This window comes from Micromonospora sp. GCM10011541, from assembly GCF_042650725.1.
In the GTDB taxonomy this organism is placed as follows: Bacteria; Actinomycetota; Actinomycetes; order Mycobacteriales; family Micromonosporaceae; genus Micromonospora; species Micromonospora sicca.
This window is the reverse complement of record NZ_JBHSBP010000057.1, coordinates 165,619-183,783: the sequence shown is the minus strand read 5'-3', so window position 1 is coordinate 183,783 and position 18,165 is coordinate 165,619. Positions and strand designations below refer to the sequence as shown.

14 protein-coding genes and 1 riboswitch are annotated in these 18,165 nt (G+C 71.8%); of the genes, 6 read left to right on the top strand and 8 right to left on the bottom strand.

All coding sequences use genetic code 11. From position 1 onward, the window contains the following. Positions 1-436: 436 nt before the first annotated feature. Complete coding sequence (locus ACFOYX_RS25500; RefSeq protein ID WP_322439764.1) at positions 437-961, top strand: hypothetical protein; 525 nt, start codon at positions 437-439, stop codon at positions 959-961. A 178-nt stretch (positions 962-1,139) separates the two neighbouring features. Here ACFOYX_RS25500 and ACFOYX_RS25495 read toward each other — a convergent pair whose 3' ends face one another. Beyond that, complete coding sequence (locus ACFOYX_RS25495; RefSeq protein ID WP_322439765.1) at positions 1,140-2,126, bottom strand: NlpC/P60 family protein; 987 nt, start codon at positions 2,124-2,126, stop codon at positions 1,140-1,142. A 61-nt stretch (positions 2,127-2,187) separates the two neighbouring features. Continuing rightward, positions 2,188-2,323: riboswitch (cyclic di-AMP (ydaO/yuaA leader) on the bottom strand. A 231-nt stretch (positions 2,324-2,554) separates the two neighbouring features. Here ACFOYX_RS25495 and ACFOYX_RS25490 point away from each other — a divergent pair. Continuing rightward, the gene (locus ACFOYX_RS25490) at positions 2,555-4,582 is read left to right on the top strand and encodes a peptidoglycan recognition family protein (RefSeq protein WP_322439766.1); all 2,028 of its coding nucleotides are present in this window, start codon (positions 2,555-2,557) and stop codon (positions 4,580-4,582) included. 64 nt (positions 4,583-4,646) lie between these two features. Here ACFOYX_RS25490 and ACFOYX_RS25485 read toward each other — a convergent pair whose 3' ends face one another. The 5 genes from ACFOYX_RS25485 to ACFOYX_RS25465 all read right to left on the bottom strand — a co-directional run bounded on the left by ACFOYX_RS25485 (position 4,647) and on the right by ACFOYX_RS25465 (position 11,123). After that, complete coding sequence (locus ACFOYX_RS25485; RefSeq protein WP_377534455.1) at positions 4,647-5,648, bottom strand: C40 family peptidase; 1,002 nt, start codon at positions 5,646-5,648, stop codon at positions 4,647-4,649. Between the two features lie 179 nt (positions 5,649-5,827). Beyond that, on the bottom strand, positions 5,828-6,832 hold the full coding sequence (locus ACFOYX_RS25480; RefSeq protein ID WP_322439768.1) for a hemolysin family protein: 1,005 nt from the start codon (positions 6,830-6,832) through the stop codon (positions 5,828-5,830). Further along, positions 6,825-8,132 carry a hemolysin family protein gene (locus tag ACFOYX_RS25475; RefSeq protein WP_322439865.1) on the bottom strand — a complete coding sequence of 436 codons (1,308 nt, stop codon included), beginning with the start codon at positions 8,130-8,132 and terminating at the stop codon, positions 6,825-6,827. Before ACFOYX_RS25475 ends, ACFOYX_RS25480 begins: the two co-directional genes overlap by 8 nt. Before the next feature lie 170 nt (positions 8,133-8,302). Beyond that, on the bottom strand, positions 8,303-10,501 hold the full coding sequence (locus tag ACFOYX_RS25470; RefSeq protein WP_322439769.1) for a (Fe-S)-binding protein: 2,199 nt from the start codon (positions 10,499-10,501) through the stop codon (positions 8,303-8,305). 358 nt (positions 10,502-10,859) lie between these two features. Continuing rightward, entirely contained in the window at positions 10,860-11,123 is a 264-nt protein-coding gene (locus ACFOYX_RS25465; RefSeq protein ID WP_109802044.1) for a cell division protein CrgA, read from the bottom strand. A gap of 230 nt (positions 11,124-11,353) precedes the next feature. Between ACFOYX_RS25465 and ACFOYX_RS25460 the strand changes: the two genes are divergently transcribed. From ACFOYX_RS25460 to ACFOYX_RS25445, 4 genes are read left to right on the top strand one after another with little or no spacing between them, the layout of a single operon-like run. Next, on the top strand, positions 11,354-12,160 hold the full coding sequence (locus ACFOYX_RS25460; RefSeq protein ID WP_238453553.1) for a DUF881 domain-containing protein: 807 nt from the start codon (positions 11,354-11,356) through the stop codon (positions 12,158-12,160). Continuing rightward, positions 12,157-14,043 (top strand): class E sortase, encoded by a 1,887-nt coding sequence (locus ACFOYX_RS25455; RefSeq protein WP_322439770.1) that lies wholly within the window; start codon positions 12,157-12,159, stop codon positions 14,041-14,043. Before ACFOYX_RS25460 ends, ACFOYX_RS25455 begins: the two co-directional genes overlap by 4 nt. Before the next feature lie 2 nt (positions 14,044-14,045). After that, a complete protein-coding gene (locus tag ACFOYX_RS25450) occupies positions 14,046-14,321 on the top strand; it encodes a hypothetical protein (RefSeq protein WP_238455212.1) in 276 nt (91 codons plus the stop codon). Between the two features lie 4 nt (positions 14,322-14,325). Further along, a complete protein-coding gene (locus ACFOYX_RS25445; RefSeq protein ID WP_322439771.1) occupies positions 14,326-14,976 on the top strand; it encodes an aminodeoxychorismate/anthranilate synthase component II in 651 nt (216 codons plus the stop codon). A gap of 15 nt (positions 14,977-14,991) precedes the next feature. On the opposite strand, the gene pknB is transcribed toward ACFOYX_RS25445, so the two are convergent. Continuing rightward, a complete protein-coding gene (pknB, locus tag ACFOYX_RS25440) occupies positions 14,992-16,791 on the bottom strand; it encodes a Stk1 family PASTA domain-containing Ser/Thr kinase (protein WP_322439772.1) in 1,800 nt (599 codons plus the stop codon). Next, a complete protein-coding gene (locus ACFOYX_RS25435; protein ID WP_322439773.1) occupies positions 16,788-18,164 on the bottom strand; it encodes a protein kinase in 1,377 nt (458 codons plus the stop codon). Before ACFOYX_RS25435 ends, pknB begins: the two co-directional genes overlap by 4 nt. Position 18,165 lies beyond the last annotated feature (1 nt).

The following is an 18,165-nucleotide window of genomic DNA, read 5'->3' as shown; positions in this document are numbered from 1 at the left end:
CTCATGACCCCATCCTGGGCCGTCGCGACGTCAACAGCAGTATTCAACGCTTCTCGATCCTGAGCTCGCCCTGCCCGGCGGACTTGCTATGAGCCGCTGGCCTCAACTCACCCTGACAGACAGGGGGAGCCCAGGCAGGCAGTAGTGGTTTCTTGCCTCGGGATCGGCGCCTCCGGTACACGTAGCCCTGGCCAACGGTGGCATGTACAGATCATGACTTGTCCCGTACAGCCATCAGTACAGCAATCAGTACAGCCAAGCCGACCGACGAACGGCGGGAGGGAGCGGCATCGGGCGACAGGTCGAGCAGGCCAGTGACGTTGCCCGACATCAGCCGACAGCGGTCTTGATCTTTGCAAGATAAAGGTCGGAGAGGGTCATCGGTGGCGCGCGCCCGGGGTGTGCCAAGGTAGTCCACCTGTTGTAGCTTCCCGCCATGGTATGGACTCGCCGGCTCGCGCTTGCCGGGATCGTTTGGTGCGCCGGCCTGTTGGCAGCCTCGACACTCCCAGGAGGTCTTCCGCTGCCCACGCCCATCATCCTGGCGTCGGCATTGCTGCTGGCGCTGCCGGGCTTTGTCATCACCCTCATCGCAGTCATGGGCCTCGCGGTCCAAGAGACCGGCACCCGTGCCGGCGGCGGCCAGGCGTTGTGGCGTCTGTTGCGCGAAACGATGCCGGGTTGGTTGCTCATCGCGAGCTGGCTGCTGTTCGCCGGGTTCTGGCTGGTCGGAGTTCTCTCCCTCGGTGCCACACCGGGTGTGCCGGAGCAGCGTGCCGGAACGTACGTCGTCAACAACCACGGCGAGGCGACGGTCATCAGCAAGGCTCAGTATCTGACCTTGAAGGCGCAGGAGAAGCGGATTGCTGTTTTCGTGCCGGGCGGCTTTTGCGTGTTCGCTGCGGTCATCTCAACTGCCCTGCTTCGTCGAGAAGCCCGGGACGAGGCGGTGCGTCCGTAGGGCCGCCGTTCGCGACCGGCCACCGATGTCCCCCACGCTTCACCACTCCCGCCGCAGGTGACGGGCACGATGACCATCGCTACCAGTGAGAGCAAAGCCCGCATGGCATCTCTGGCGCACCTGGCCGACCCGCTGACCGCGGAAGGGGCCCCGCCACGCGAGAGCCCCTTCCGGTGGATCAGCCCGGTCGGCCGTAGCTGTTGATCTGGCCGTCGTCGACGCGTTTCATCGTGATCGGCTTGCCGGACTGGGATGCGTGCACCACCCAGCCGCCGCCGACGTACATGCCGACGTGGTGCAGGTCGCTGTAGTAGAAGACCAGGTCACCGGCGCGCAGCTCGCTCCGGCTGACCCGGCGGGTGACGTCGTGCTGCTGCCGCGCGTTGTGCGGCAGCGAGACGCCGGCCTTGGCCCAGGCGGCCATGGTCAGGCCGGAGCAGTCGTAGTGGTCCGGGCCGGCGGCGCCCCAGACGTAGATCTTGCCGATCTGGGCGCAGGCGAACTTGACCGCGACCCCGGCGGGGCCGCCCGGGTAGCCGGACGGGCAGGGCGCGGGCCGCAGCGGGCCGCCGCCACCGCTGCCGTAGATCTTGAGGCGGAGCTTGTCCAGCTTGGCGATCTCGGCGTTGATCTGCTTCTTCTTCGCCGCGAGCTGGGCCTCGGTCCGGGTCAGCTGGGCGACCATCTCGTCGAGCGGCTTCTTCTTGGCGGCCAGCTCGTCGCGGAGTTCGACGACGTTGCGTACCTGCTGCTGCTGGCGGTGGGCGAAGCGGTCGAGCAGTTCGAGGCTCGTGACCACGTCGCTCGGCGACCGGCTGCCCAGTAGCGCGTTCACCGTCGACAGGTTGTCGCCCTTGTAGGCGTCGGCGGCGAGGCCGCCGACCTGACCCATGGCGAGGTCGACCCGGAGCTGCAACGGGGCGATCTGCTTGGCCAGGGCCTCGGCCTGCTTCCGCTTGGCGGCGAGGTCCTGACGGGTGGCGTTGTGCTGCTCGATGATCGGTTCGAGCTTGTTCCAGTCCTGGTCGATCTGGCGCTCGATCTCGGCGACCGACGGGTCGGCGTGGGCCGCCGTGGCGCCGCCGGTCAGGATGACGGCGGTACCGGCCAGGGCGGCGAGGGCGGTGGTGAAGCGGGACCAGCGTGGACGCGGCGCAGCCGTCATCCGGTCGTTCGACCGGACCGACGGTCGCCGCGGGGCATGGTGTGCCACCGGGCTTCCTGACTCCTTCTTCGCTGACCGCCTACCGGGTTAGCTGACGGGTTCGGACGGGAAGGGAGCCGCCCTACCGCATTGCTGCGGATTCACCCCAGGTAACTGGGTCCCCGGCTCGCCCGGAGGCGACTCGGCAGTGTCGGACCGTCACCACCCGGGTTGGGCGATGCACATTCCGGTCGACGATTGACCAGAGTAGAGAGCGCCGTTATCAATCCGCAACCCGAGACGCCGTGACACTCCGTACCCGAATTCGCATGGGCCGCGCTGGTGAAGGTTTCCTTCACTCAACATCACTGCGGGGAAAGGTATTGACCCAACGCCATGGGTGGGGTGAGGGTGAGCACGCAGTGACTTCCGCCCGACCTGGAGGTTCGATGCTCCGTCCACCCTTGCCGCCGAGCAGACGAGTTCTGCTCGCCACCGCCGTGGCTGCGGCGACCGCCCTTCTCAGCACCGGACCCGTCGCCGCCGAGCCCCTGACCGCCGGGTCCGCCGACCGCCAGCAGCAGTACGCCGCCGCGGCGGCCGAGTACGGCGTGCCGGAGATCGTCCTGCTCGGCGTGTCGTACCTGGAGTCCCGCTGGGACACCCACCCCGGCCAGCCCAGCACCAGCGGCGGCTACGGGCCGATGCACCTGACCGACGCCGAACAGGTCGCCTCGACCCCCGGCAGCTCACACGTCGACGAGAACGAGGACCCCCGGGGCGACGACGCCCGGCCGCTGGTGGTCGACACGTCGGCCGCCGCCGAGGCGACCGGCGACGTCCTGCCGCAGGCGTCCCTGCAGACCCTCGACGCTGCCGCCGCGCTCACCGGCGTGGCCGAGGCGACGCTGCGCACCGACGCCACCGCCAACATCCGCGGCGGGGCGGCGCTGCTCGCGTCGTACCAGAAGGAACTGGCCGCGCCGGTCGGCGCCGGCAGCGACCCGGCGGCCTGGTACGGCGCGGTGGCCCGGTACTCCGGCGCGGACACCGAGGACGCCGCCGCGGCCTTCGCCGACGAGGTGTACGACCAGATCAGCGTCGGCGCCAGCCGGATGACCGACGACGGCCAGCGGGTCACCCTCGCCGCCCGCCAGGTGTCCCCTGACGAGTCGGGGCTGCACCGGCTCGGGTTGCGCCGCGCCGAGCGGCCGGACGGCCTGGAGTGCCCGGTCCGCCTCGCCTGCGAGTGGATCCCGGCCCCGTACGAGAAGTACGGCCCGAAGCCGGGTGACTACGGCAACCACGATCTCGGTGACCGGCCGGCCCAGCAGAAGCTCGAGTACATCGTCATCCACGACACCGAGGGCTACTTCGGTCCGAGCGTGAAGCTGGTGCAGACCAAGACCTACCTGGGCTGGCACTACACGCTGCGCTCGGTGGACGGCTACGTCGCCCAGCACATCAAGGCCAAGGACGTCGGCTGGCAGGCCGGCAACTGGTACGTCAACGCCAAGTCCATCGGCATCGAGCACGAGGGCTTCGCCGGCCACGGCACCTGGTACACCGAGGCGATGTACCGGACGTCGGCGAAGCTGGTCCGGCACCTGGCGCTGCGGTTCCAGATCCCGCTGGACCGGCAGCACATCCTCGGCCACGACAATGTCCCGGGCACCACCGCCGGGACCGTGGCCGATATGCACTGGGACCCGGGCCCGTACTGGGACTGGTCGCACTACTTCGACCTGATGAAGGCGCCGTTCCAGTCGACCGGCACCCCGCACACCGGTCTGGTCACCATCGACCCGGACTTCGCCAGCAACCGCCCGGCGTTCTACGGCTGCAACCAGCAGCCGCCGGGCGTGCCGGATCCGCCGCCGCCGGCCGAGCCCTGCCCGCTGCGCGGCTCGTCCTCGGTCATCCTGCACAGCGCCCCGAGCCTGGACGCCCCGCTGGTCAACGACCGGGGGCTGCGCCCGAACGGCACGCCGGACACCATGTACATCAAGGACCATGGTGCCCGCGCCTCGGCCGGTCAGACGTACGCCCTCGCGGACGTCCAGGGTGACTGGACCGCGATCTGGTACCTCGGCCAGAAGGCCTGGTTCTTCAACCCGTCCGCCGCGCCCACCGCGAAGTGGGCGCAGGGCTTCGTGGTGACGCCCAAGCCGGGCAAGACCACGATCCCGGTGTACGGGCGGGCCTACCCCGAGCGGGCCGCCTACCCGGCCACCATCCCGTACCAGGGCATCTCGCCGCTGCAGTACACCTTCGCGGCGGGCCAGCGGTACGCGCTCGGCGGCGTCCTCCCGGGCGAGTACTACCGGGCGGTCTCGTTCGACGGCTCCGCCCCCGGCGACCGGACGGTGGTCCGGGGCGAGAACCAGTACGTGCAGATCCAGTTCGGCCACCGGGTGATGTTCGCGAACCTGGACGACGTGCTGATCCTGCCGGCCGCGGTGGGCGCGCCGCAGTAGCCACCGCATCCGACGACGAAGGCCCCCGGTCAGCTCGACCGGGGGCCTTCGTCGTCGGATCGGATCAGGTGACTCGGCGGTAGCCGGCCACCGGCATGTAGTTGACCTGGCTCACCTGGACCGGTTTGCCGGTCCGTGGCGCGTGCACCATCAGGCCGTTGCCGAGGTACAGGCCGACGTGGTGCAGGTCGCTGTAGAAGAACACCAGGTCACCGGGGCGGGCGTCGGAGCGGGAGACCGCCCTGCCCTCGCTCCACTGGGCGCCGGTGAAGTGGGTCAGGTAGATGCCCGCCGCCTTGTAGGCGTACTGGGTCAGACCGGAGCAGTCGAACGAGTTCGGGCCGGTGGCGCCCCAGACGTACGGGTCGCCGACCTGCTGGCAGGCGACCCGGATGGCGGTCTGCGCGGCGCTGCTGACCACACCGTTGATGGTCGGGCAGCCGGTGACCTTCACCGTGGTCTTCGGCAGCGCGGCGGTGAGGCGCTTGATCTCGGCGTCGATCTGCTTCTTCTTCGCCGCCAGCTCGTCGCGCTGCTTGATCTGGGTGGCGATCAGCGCGTCCAGCTTCGCCTTCTGCGCCTTGTACTTGTCGCGGACGGCGAGCACGCCGGCGATCTGCTTGCGCTCCTGCGTGGCGAGCCGGTCGAGGATGGTGAGCTGCTCGGCGAGCGTCCCCGGCTTGGCGTCGACCAGCAGGGCGCCGACCTCCTGGGAGGGGCCCTGCATGTAGTAGCGGGAGGCCAGTTCGCCGACCCGGTTCATGGCGAGCGTGGACTCCAGCTCCAGCGGCGCCATCTTCTTCTGCAGGTTCGCCGACTTCTTCTGGTTGACCTTCAGCTGGGCGCGGATCTTGTTGTAGCCCTCGATGGTGGGCTCCAGCTGCTCCCACTGCTTGTCGATCTGCGCCTCGATCTCGTCCACCGACGGCGCGGCGTGCGCCGGCGCGGCGACGAGTCCGGCACCGACGGCGACGGCCGCGACCAGGGTGAGCAGACGGTGTACGACCCGGCGGGCGCCGACCGGTCGGACGGGCGGCTGACTCCGGGCGTGACGATGAGGGGGCATGGTTGCCACCGGCACCGACTCCTTTTGCAACCGACCGCCGGGCGCCTCGTGAGGGGGAAGATCGAGGCAGACGACCCACAGCGGTCGGTGCCCCACATTAGGGAAGCCCCGGGGTGATATCAAGGCGGCCATTTGTTCAATCACGTTTGCGCAACCGCTTGCACACCAAGGGTATTCATTTACTTGCCAACGATGGCCGTCAATACGTCGTCGAGGGTCACCACACCGAGCGGCCGGCGGCCGTCGCTCACCAGCACCATGTGCCGCCGCTCGCGCCGCATCGACAGCAGCAGGTCGGCCAGCGTACGGTCCGGCGGCACCACGGCCAGCGGCCGGTAGACCTCCACCGGCACCGGCTCGCGCCGACGCGCGCCGGCGTACCCCAGCACGTCCTTTACGTGCACGAAGCCGAGCACCCGGCGGGTGGACCGCTGGACCACCGGGAAGCGGGACCGGCCGGTGCGGGTGGCCAGCACCTCCAGCGAGGCGGGTGAGACGTCCTCGGCCACCGTGGTCACCGTCGACCACGGCTGCAACGCGTCCGCCGCCGTCCGGCTGTGCAGGGCGAGCGCGCCGGTGATCCGGGCGTGCTCCTCCGCATCGAGCAGCCCCTCGGTACGCGCCTGGGAGACCAACCCGGCCAGCTCCTCCGCCGTGAACACCGTCTTCACCGCGTCGGTCGCCTCGACCCGCCACAGCCGCAGCACCTGCCGGGCCGACCACTTCATCGCCAGCAGCAGCGGCTTGGTGGCCACGCAGAACGCCAGCATCGCCGGCCCCAGCCACAGCGCCGACGGCTCCGGCCCGGCCAGGGTGATGTTCTTCGGCACCATCTCGCCGACCACGGTGTGCAGGAAGACCACGATCCCGAGGGCGATCACGAACGCCACCGGGTGCACCGCGCCGGCGGGCAGCCCGAGCGCCTCGAACGGCAACTCCAGCAGGTGCGCCAACGCCGGCTCCGCGATCGCGCCCAGCCCCAGCGAGCAGATGGTGATCCCGAGCTGCGCCCCCGCGATCATCAGCGGGATCTGGTTCATCGCGGACAGCGCCCATCGGGCCCGCTTCGAGCTGGCGGCGAGCGGCTCGAGCACCGTACGACGGGACGCGATCAGCGCGAACTCGCTGCCCACGAAGAAGGCGTTGCCGAGCAGCAGCAGCGCGGCGATCAGCAGCTCAGTCATCGTCGTCGGGCTCCTCCGGGCGGAGCACCCGGACCTGCTCGATCCGGTGCCGCTCGACCTCGACCACGGTGAACTCGTACCCGCCCTCCTCGATCGTCTCGCCCGGCACCGGGATGTGGCCGAGCCGGGCCATCAGGAAGCCCGCCAGGGTCTCGTACGGGCCCTCGGGCAGCCGGAAGCCGGTCTGCTCGGCCAGCTCGTCCTCGCGCAGCACACCGTCCACCAGGACGGTGCGCTCGCCGCCCGGCACGGTCAGCTCGGCCGGCCCGAGGTCGTGCACCGCGTCCGGGTCGAACTCGTCGGCGATCTCCCCGACCAGCTCCTCGACCAGGTCCTCCACGGTCACCACGCCGTCCGTGCCGCCGTACTCGTCGACCACGATGGCCAGGTCGGCGCCGGCGCCCTTCAGCGCGGCGAGGACGGCGTCCAGGTCCAGGCTCTCCGGGACGTACACCGGTTCCCGGGCGACCGCGGCGACGGTCGTGGACGCCCGGCGGTCCAGCGGCACGCCGAGCGCGTCCGGCACCCCGGCCACGCCGGTGACCAGGTCCAGCGTCTCCTCGAAGACCGGGAACCTGGTCCGCCCGGTCTGCTGGGAGAGGCTCAGCAGCTCGGCCACCGTGGCGGTGGCCCGCAACGCGATCACGTCGACCCGGGGCGTCATCGCCTCGGCGGCCCGCTTGTCGCCGAACCGGATGGTCCGGCGCAGCAGCATCGCGGTGTCCGGCGGCAGCGCGCCGGCCCGGGCGGAGATCGCCGCGAGCAGTCCCAGTTCCTCGGGCGACCGGGCGCTGGCCAACTCCTCCTGCGGCTCCACGCCGAGCTGGCGGACCAGCCGGTTGGCGGAGTTGTTCAGCGCCCGGATCAGCCAGCCGAACGTCCGGGCGAAGCCGCGCATCGGCGCGGCGGTGGCCAGCGCGGCCGGCATCGGCCGGGCCAGCGCCAGGTTCTTCGGCACCAGCTCGCCGAAGAGCATCGAGATCAGCGTCGCCAGCGCCAGGGCGAGCAGCGGGGTGAACCGGTCGGCGCCGCCGACGGGCCGCAGCAGCGGGGCGACGAGCCGGGCCAGGGCCGGTTCGGCCAGGTAGCCGGTGAGCAGCGCGGTGATCGTGATGCCGAGCTGGGCGCCGGAGAGCTGGAAGGAGAGTTCGCGCAGCGCCGTACGTACGGTGACGGCCCGCGCGTCGCCGCCGGCCGCCCGCCGGTCGATCTCGGCGCGGTCGACCGTGACCAGGGCGAATTCGGCCGCGACGAAGAACGCGTTGCCGGCGGTCAGCAGCACGAAGCCGACCAGGGGCAACAGCGTGCCGAGCAACAGGCTGTCGATGAGCGCGATTGTTCCACGGGCCGACCCGGGGCACGAGTTCACGCCGGCCGGGGTGGCGGGCGCCTCCCCACCCACGACGAACGGCGGTGGCACCTCGGGGGTGCCACCGCCGTCGTGCGTCCGGTTGTGCCGGGGGTACGACCTCAGCCGGCGACCGGCGCGGTCTTCCTCTCGCCCGGCGCGGCTTCCGGCTTGACCGAGCGGAGCAGCACGCTGGCGACGTCGATGACCTCGACCTGCTCGCCGGCGCCCTTGCCGTTGACCCCGTCGTTGAGCATGGTCGAGCAGAACGGGCAGCCGACGGCGACGGTCTTCGCCCCGGTGGCCATGGCCTCCTCGACCCGGTCCACGTTGATCCGCTTGCCGATCTTCTCCTCCATCCACATCCGGGCGCCGCCGGCGCCGCAGCAGAAGGAGCGCTCGCTGTTGCGCGGCATCTCGGTGAGTTCGCCCTGGATGGCGTCGCCGAGGACCTCGCGCGGGGCGGCGAAGACCCGGTTGTGCCGGCCCAGGTAGCAGGGGTCGTGGTACGTCACGCCGCCGTCGACCGGCTGCACCGGGGTGAGCTTGCCCGTGCTGACCAGGTGGGCCAGCAGCTGGCTGTGGTGCACGACCTCGAACTCGCCGCCGAGCTGGCCGTACTCGTTGCCGAGGGTGTTGAAGCAGTGCGGGCAGGTGGCCACGATCTTGCGCTTGGCCTTCTCCCGGCCCTCGAACGCCTCGTTCAGGGTCTCGACGTTCTGCTGGGCGAGCATCCGGAAGACGAACTCGTTGCCGATCCGGCGGGCCGGGTCACCGGAGCAGGTCTCGCCCTCGCCCAGGATCGCGAACTTCACGCCCGCCTCGTTGAGCAGCGTCGCGACCGCCCGGGTGGTCTTCTTGGCCCGGTCCTCGAACGCGCCGGCGCAGCCGACCCAGAACAGGTACTCGAAGTCGTCCACCTCGCCGACCCGCGGCACCTCGAAGTCGAGGCCCTTGGTCCAGTCCTCGCGGGTGTTCTGCGGGGCGCCCCACGGGTTGCCCTTGTTCTCCAGGTTGCGCAGCATCACGCCGGCCTCCGACGGGAAGCTCGACTCGATCAGCACCTGGTAGCGACGCATGTCGACGATGTGGTCGACGTGCTCGATGTCCACCGGGCACTGCTCGACGCAGGCGCCACAGGTGGTGCAGGACCAGAGCACGTCCGGGTCGATGACGCCGCCCTCCTCGGCGGTGCCGATCAGCGGGCGGTCGGCCTCGGCCAGCGCCAGCACGTCCAGGTGGGCGAGCTGCGCGGCGGTGGCCTTCTCCTCGCCGGTCAGGTCCTTGCCGCCACCGGCCAGCAGGTACGGCGCCTTGGCGTACGCGTGGTCGCGCAGGCTGAGCACCAGCAGCTTCGGCGACAGCGGCTTGCCGGTGTTCCAGGCCGGGCACTGCGACTGGCAGCGGCCGCATTCGGTGCAGGTGCTGAAGTCGAGCAGGCCCTTCCAGCTGAACTGCTCGACCTGGGCGACGCCGAACTGGTCGGACTCCGGGTCGGCCTCCTCGAAGTCGAGCGGCTTGCCCTCGCTCATCATCGGTCGCAGGGCGCCGAGGCCGGAGCCGGCGGGCTTGGCCGGCTCGCGCTTGAAGAAGATGTTGGGGAAGGCCAGGAAGCGGTGCCAGGCGACACCCATGGTGACGTTCAGCGAGATGACGATGAGCCAGGTCATCGAGATGACGATCTTGATGAGGGCGGCGACGCTGACGCCGGCCGTCCAGGCCGGCAGCGCGGCGCCGACGGCGTGGCTGAGCGGGGTGGCCCAGACCGGGTACTCGAAGTGGTCGGTGGCGACCTTGAAGCCCCGGATCACGAAACCGAAGATCAGGACCAGCAGCACGACCCACTCGACGAAGTAGCCCTGCCACATGGTGGAGCCGGTGAACCGGGACCGGTTGCCGGGCCGGTTGGGCCGGTTGCGCAGCCGGATCGCCATCAGCACCACGATGCCGACCAGGCCGAGGATGCCGATCAACTCGGTGGCCAGGGCGAAGATCGTCCAGTGCCCGATGATCGGCAGCCCGCCGCCCGGCGTGACCACCTCGAAGTACGCCTCGAGCACCAACAGCGACAGCACGATGAATCCGACCATCACGAACCAGTGCGCGGCGCCCACCACGCTCCACTTCAGCATGCGGGTGTGACCGGCGGTCTCCACCAGCATGGTCTTCGTGCGGGCGCCCTTGTCGGTGAACCGCTCCGGCGCCGGTTGACCCAGCCGGATGACTGCCACCATCTTCATGACCGCGCGTACCGCAAGCCCCACCGCCACGGCGGTGATGGCGGCCGCGAGGATCGTGGCGACGATCTGGACGCTGCCCATCGAGTTGGCCTCCCGGTCTGCTGCCTGTCGAGCGGCTCGGCGACCGGGGACGGCTCACGGCGCGGGTGGCGTTGCGCCGCTCCCGCTGCCCCGACCCGACCGGTCGATGACCTCGCTCCGCTCGGTCATGCAGTGCAGCCTACGCGCAAGGTTACCCAGCAGTAACGTGAGTCATCTCGCATCCGGCCACGCCGCCCTGCCGACACCTTAGGTGGACCGGCCGGCGCGCGCCGGACAGGGGCGTCCTGGCGTGACCTACCTCCGTCGCCGAGGCGCCGGTCGGGGCCGGCCGACCCGGCGCACCACAGGTCGACGGCCCGGCCCCCGGGACGGGGAACCGGGCCGGACTTCGAGCGGGTCAGCGCCAGCGGGAGAGCAGGATCAGCGAGGCGACCATCGCGCCGAAGCCCACCGCGAGGTTCCAGTAACCCCACGACATGACCGGGTACGCCTGCTCGGAGAGGTAGTACACGACCAGCCAGCCGATCCCGGCGACGATCAACGCGACGGCGGTGATCGGCAGCCAGATCGGGCTAGGCTTGCGCGTCGCCGCCGTCGCCGTCGGACGCACGTCCGTCGGCGGGGTGTACACCTTCTTCTTGCGGACCTGAGACTTGGGCACGACGCTCTCCAGAGGGGGTGACGACCTCGTCCGGCCTGACAACCGGGCGCGGGGGCGACGGTCCATGGCCAATAATGTTCGACAGCTAGCGTAGTCCCGACGGACCGTCCAGGCCACGAATGGGGTCAGGCCGGTGCGCGGAGTGACCGAAAAGGGTGGGACTTTTCGGGTCGAGCAGAGCGGTCCGCCCCTTCCGGGCCGGCCCGAGACGACGGGGAAGGAAACGCCCGGTGGAGTACACGTCCGGCGCCGCCTCCTGGCAGAAGGTCCTCCGGCGAGCCGCCGCCGGCCTGCTGCCGCGGCGCCCACGGCAGCGACGACCGGGCTGGGCGGTCGGAGTGCCGTTGATCGCCGCCGCGGCGGGACTGCTCTTCACCACCACCGCGACCACGGCCGGCGGCACTGCGCTGCGGGAGGATCGGCGGCCCCAGCTCACCCAGCTGATCGAGGACCGGCGCGAGCAGGTCGAGACGAGCGAGCAGCGCGCCGCCCGGCTGCGCGCCGAGGTGGAGAGCCAGACCGCCGCCCTCGCCGACACCGACGGCCCGATCAGGGCCCAGCGGGACCGGGCCGCCGCCAGCCGGCAGGCCGCCGGGTTCACCGCGCTCACCGGCAGCGGGGTCACCATCGAGCTGGACGACGCGCGCCGGCGCAACGACCAGGCGCTGCCCAAAGGTGCCAGCAACGACGACCTGGTCGTCCACCAGGGCGACGTCCAGGCGGTCGTCAACGCGCTCTGGGCGGGTGGAGCCGAGGCCATGTCAATCATGAATGTCCGCGTGCTCAGCACCAGCGCGGTACGCTGCGTCGGTAACACCCTGCTGCTGCACGGCCGGGTGTACTCCCCTCCGTTCAAGATCGTTGCGATCGGCGATCCCGCTGCCCTCCAGCAGGCCCTCGCCGCGTCCGAGGGAGTCCGGTTGTTCAGGGAAGCAGTCGACCACTACCAGCTCGGCTACTCCGAGCACGTGTCCACGGTGACCGTGCCCGCGTTCGAGGACTCGACCGCCCTCCGGTCCGCGAAGGTGCCCCGGTGACCCAGGACGGCCGCCCCCCGGGGCAGGACGGGCGCCACCGCGACCAGAGCGAGGACCCGACCGCGTTCGTCCCCAGGGTCGACCGTCCGGCCCCGCCCCGGCCCGCACTCGACCTGCCCTGGCCGGAGCCGACCGGGAACCGCTCCCCGTCGCCCGGTCCATCCGCGGCCGCCCCCGCGCCGGTGCGCCGGCCGGACACCGCGGGCCCGACCGACGCCCCCGCCGGCCCGGCCAACCCGTACCGTTCCCCGCCACCGGCCTGGCCCGGAAACGCCCAGGCCAGTCCGCCGGCGCCGGCCGCCCCGCAGCGACCGGCCGCGCACGAGCCACCGCGGCCGGAGCCGCCCGCCTGGCAGGTGGCCACCAACCAGGCCGCGCACCGTCCAGCCGACGAGCCCGGACGCCGGATTCCCACCGCCCCGCCGGCCGCCCAGGTGGCGCGACAACCGGCGGACCAGCTCGCGCCACACCCGGCCGACCAGGCCCCGCGCCACCCGGCGAAGCAGGCCGAACGCGGGCCGGCCGGGCCGCCGACGAGCCGTCCGGGCGGACCGGTGCTGCGCAGCGCCGTGGGCCCGTTCGTCGACCAGCCGGACCGCCGGCCGCCCGACCCCGGTGTTGCTGCCGGTGGCCGCGTCGGGGGTGCCGGCCCCGCCGAGGCGCCGCCGGCCCGCGCCGCGGGTGGCCGGACCGCCGACGAGCCCGCCGCCCGGCCGCTCACGGACCGCCCCACCACGCCGGGCGTACGTCCGGCGACCGTCGGCGACGCGCCGACCGCGATCATCCCCACCGTGGGCGCCCGGCCGGAGAGCCGACCGGCCGCCCCCCGGGACGGCGGCACATCCGGCAGCGGAAGCGCCGGACGGACCGGAGGCGCGCCCCGTCGCGGAACGCCCGCCGACGCCCATTCCGGGATGGTCGACGGCGACCCGAACCGGCCGGGGGCCGGTGTGGGGGGTCCCGTGGATCCGGCCGCGACCGCCGTGATCCCGGCCGTCACCGGCCGGCCGGTCCGCCACCCGGGCCTGGACTCGACCGCGCTGATGGGTGCCGTACCGCGTGTCCCGGACACCGGCGACGCAGCCGCTGGCGAGGCCGACACCGCGGCCGAGCCGCCGCGCCCGCGCCGGGGCGAACGGGTCGTACGACTCCGTCCCGAGCAGACCGGCGAGGGCTACAAGAGCGTCTACTCCGAGCTGACCCGGCCCTCCTTCGCGTCCCGGCTGCGGTCCGGCGTCCGGCTGACCGGCGAGGTGCTGATCACCTTCGGCCTGGTGGTGCTGCTCTTCGCCGGCTACGAGATCTGGGGCAAGTCGGTCATCGTCGACGCCCACCAGAACGACCTGACCAGCGAGCTGGCCCAGGAGTGGGCGCCCGACCCGACCGTAGGGCCGACGGCCGGACCCAGCAAGAAGCCGGCGCCGCCGGTGGAGGGCAAGCCGATCGCCGGGCTCTACATCCCCAAGTTCGACAAGCACTGGGTCGTGGTCGAGGGGGTCACCCCGGACGACATCCGGTACGCGCCGGGCCACTACCCGAAGAGCGCGCTCCCCGGCGAGGTGGGCAACTTCGCCGTGGCGGGGCACCGCATCCGGGCCACCTTCTGGCGGCTGGACGAGCTGAACACCGGCGACGACATCGTGGTCGAGGGCAAGACCGAGTGGTTCGTCTACAAGGTCTACCAGAGCCACATCGTGAAGCCGTACCAGGTGGAGGTGGTGGCGCCGGTGCCGATGAAGCCGGACGCCACGCCGACGGAGAAGCTGCTCACCCTGACCACCTGCAACCCCAAGTTCGACAACTACCAGCGCCTGATCATCCATGCCCGGCTGGACCACGCCCAGGCCAAGTCGGCAGGTCGCCCGGCGGAGCTGGGAGGCTGACGATGTACGCGTGGATCTGGCGCAAGCTCCCGTTCGGGACGGCCGGCAAGCTGATCGGCTCGCTGCTGCTCACCGCCGCGACGGTGGCGCTGCTCTGGTTCGTGGTCTTCCCGTGGGCGGAGCCGCTGCTCCCCTTCGACGACGTCCAGGTCACCCAGGACTCCGGTGAGACCGGGCAGAACGGCGACCTCACCGTGCCCAGCAACGCGCCCACCGACGAGGTACTGCCGTACAGCACGGAAACGAACAACGCCCCGCCCCCCACCCCGAGCAGGTGAGCCGATGCGCGTCCTGGTGATCGACAACTACGACTCGTTCGTCTTCAACCTGGTGCAGTACCTCGGCCAGCTCGGCGTCGACTGCGACGTTCGGCGCAACGACGAGATCGACGTGGCCGAGGTCGGCCGGGTGGGCGCGGCGGGCGTCCTGCTCTCCCCGGGACCGGGCAGTCCCGACCGCGCCGGCATCTGCCTGGGCGTCATCCGGGAGTACGCCGGCAAGCTGCCCCTCTTCGGCGTCTGCCTCGGCCACCAGGCCATCGGCGCGGCATTCGGCGCGACCGTCACCCGGGCGCCCGAGCTGCTGCACGGCAAGACCTCCGAGGTACGCCACTCCGGGGTCGGTGTGCTCGCCGGGCTGCCGGACCCGTTCACCGCGACCCGGTACCACTCGCTCGCCGTACTGCCGGAGACGCTGCCGGACGACCTGGAGGTCACCGGCCGGACGGAGTCCGGTGTGGTGATGGCCATGCGGCACCGGACCCTGCCGATCGAGGGGGTCCAGTTCCACCCTGAGTCGGTGCTGACCGAGGGCGGGCACCTCATGCTGGCGAACTGGCTGGCCGTCTGCGGCTACCCGGAGGCGCTGGAGCGGGCTCCGGAGCTGGCCGCCGAGGTGGACGCCCGCCGCCGGGCCGCCTTCGCCGCCGCCTGACCGGCCAGCTCACCGTTACTGAGTGGCCGCTCCGGGTGGCCGGGTGGTGGGCAACGGCCAGCCTCCACCGCTACCCGGCGTGGTCGGCGTGCCGCTGGGGGTCGGGCTGGTCGGCGTAACGGTGGGCTCGGGCGGCGCGAAGTCGACGTAGATGGTGACCCGCTTTCCCTTCGCCAGCTCTTTCCTGGCGTCGGGGCTCTGCCTGCCGACCTTCCCTGCCTGATCCGGTGCCACCTCGTCGCCGTCTAGCACCCGCACCTCGTAACCGGCGTCCTTCAGCGTCCTGACCGCCTGGTCCTTCGGGAAGCCGACGACGTTCGGCACCTCGGCTACGTTGCCCCGGGAGACCTTCACCTTGACGGTGCTGCCCTCGGGGACCTTGGTACCCGCCTTGGGTTCGACGTCGACGACCGTGTCCTTCGCCTCACCGCTGTCGACGTACTGCTCATCGACGGTGAGGTTCAGGGCCGCCAGCTGCTGCTTGACGTTGTCGAGCCGGTTGCCCACCACGGGCGGAATGGCGACCTGCTGCGGGCCGCCGCACAGCTGGTAGGTCACCTGGCGTTTCTGTTCCAGCTGCGTGCCGGCGGCCGGGTCCTGTTGGACCACCGTGCCCTTCGTGCAGTCCGTGCCGGCAATCGGATCACCGGGCTGCGGAATGAGCCCCGCCTGCTGGATCTGGGCCCGGGCGACGGCCTCCGCCTTGCCCTTGAGGTCCGGCACGGCCACCTTTTCGTTGCCGCCCTGGTTCAGCAGCAGGGCGGCGACCAGGGCGATCACGGCGAGCACGCCGAGCGCCGCGAAGGTGGCGATCACCCAGGAGGAGCTCTTGCGCTTGCCCGGGTCGCCGACGCGGGCCGGGACCTGCCGGGTCTGCGGCCCCATCACCTGGGTCTGGTAACCCGCACCGGCGGCCGGGGCCATCGGGGCGGTCTCGTCCTCGCGCAGCACCGGGGTGGCCAGCACCGGCCGGCCGGCCGCCGCCCGCAACAGGTCGGCCCGCATCTCGCCGGCGCTCTGGTAGCGGTTGAGCGGGTTCTTCGACAGCGCCTTGAGCACGATCGCGTCGACCGCCGGGTTGACGTCGGGGTTGATGTCGCTCGGCGTCGGCGGCGCCTCCCGGACGTGCTGGTACGCGACGCTGACCGGGCTGTCCCCGACGAACGGCGGGTGCCCGCAGAGCAGTTCGAACAGCACGCAGCCGGCGGCGTACACATCGGAGCGGGCGTCGACGGCCTCGCCGCGCGCCTGCTCCGGCGAGAGGTACTGCGCGGTGCCGATGACCGCGCTGGTCTGGGTCATCGTGGTGGCGCCGCTGGCCAGCGCCCGGGCGATGCCGAAGTCCATCACCTTGACCTGGCCGGTCTGGGTGAGCATCACGTTGCCCGGCTTGATGTCCCGGTGGATGATGCCGTGCCGGTGGCTGAACTCCAGCGCCGCGCACATGTCCGCGCAGATCTCCAGCGCCCGGCGCGGCTGGAGCCGCCCCTCGACGCCGAGGACCTCCTTGAGGGTCCGTCCGTTGACGAACTCCATCACGATGAACGGCAGCGTCTCGCCGGTCGGGGCGGTCTCCTCGCCGGTGTCGTACACGGCGACGATGGCCGGGTGGTTGAGCGAGGCGGCGTTCTGCGCCTCCCGGCGGAACCGCATCTGGAAGGTGGCGTCCCGGGCGAGGTCGGTCCGGAGCATCTTGATCGCGACATCCCGACCGAGCCGGAGATCGCGACCGCGGTGCACCTCCGCCATGCCGCCGTAGCCGAGCAGCTCGCCGACCTGGTACCTGCCACCGAGCAGGCGGGCCTGCGCTGTCATCGCGTCTCTCGTCCTTCGCTCGTCGTCGTCTCGCCGCCACCGGGCTGGAGCCGTACCCCACGACGGTACGACGTCCGGACCGGATCGTCGGCTCCGTGGGCCCGCACCGCGCCGGAGGTCACGCTCACCGGAGCGAGCGCCCCGGTGTCACCGGACGCCGCGCTCTTCCGGAAGTTGTAGGAAATCACGCCGGAGCAGATCAGGACCAGCGCGGCCACCAGGATGGCGGCCCACCACAGGCCGCTCCGGGACCGGCGGGGGGCCGGCAGCGGCGGAGCCGGGGCGACCGGCGGCCGGGCGTACCCCAGGGGATTGTGCTGGCGGGGCGGCGGCACCGACGCCGCCCCACGCGGGGCGACCGGCGCCGCCACCGGCGGCCGGGGCGCGGATGCCGCCGCCGTCGGCCGGGACGCGAGCGGCGGGCGCGGCGCGACCGCGGGCGGACCGGACTGCTGCCGCGACGCGGTGGGGACCTGGGCGCGGGCCGACGGCGCGGCCGGCGACGCGGGTACGCCGGAGATCGGACCCGGGTGGGCGCCGGTACGCGCCTGCTGCGACAGCGCCAGCTTGGCCTGGCGGGCGACGCCGGCCAGCGCGGCGGCGCTCGGCCAGCGGGCCGCCGGGTCCTTCGCCAGGGCCCGCTCCACGATCGCCTTGACCTGCGGCGGGATGTCGTTGGGCAGCGGTCGCGGCGGCTCTTGCACGTGCTTCATGGCGATTTCGAGCGGGTTGTCCCCCTCGAAGGGACGCCGACCGGCGAGGCACTGGTACGCGACCACGCCGAGCGCGTACACGTCGGAGGCGGGAGTGGCGACCGCGCCGGTGGCCTGCTCGGGCGAGATGTAGGAGGCCGTGCCGAGCACCGAGCCGGCCGCGGTGAGCTGGCCGACCAGGTCGGAACGGGCGATGCCGAAGTCGGTGAGCACCAGCGTGCCGTTCGGCCGGACCAGCAGGTTGCCGGGCTTCACGTCGCGGTGCACGATGCCCTTCTCGTGCGCGGCGTGCAGCGCGTCGGCGGCCTGCGCCAGCAGGGCCATCGTCCGGGCCGGGGTGAGCCGGCCGACCCGGCTCAGCGTGGCGGAGAGGGCGTCGCCCTCGACGTACTCCATCACCAGGAAGGCGATGTGCTGGTCGCTGCCGAAGTCGTAGACGTCGACCACGCCCGGGTGGTTGATGGTGGCCATGGTGCGTGCTTCGCCGCGGAACCGCTCGGCGAAGCCGGGCTCGTCGAGCAGCGCCGGGAGCAGGCTCTTCACCGCGACCGTACGGCCCAGCACCTGGTCGGTGCCACGCCAGACGTCGCCCATGCCACCGCTGGCGATCCGCTCGTCGAGGCGGTAGCGGTTGCCGAGCTGGACGCCGGGGCTGAGCATG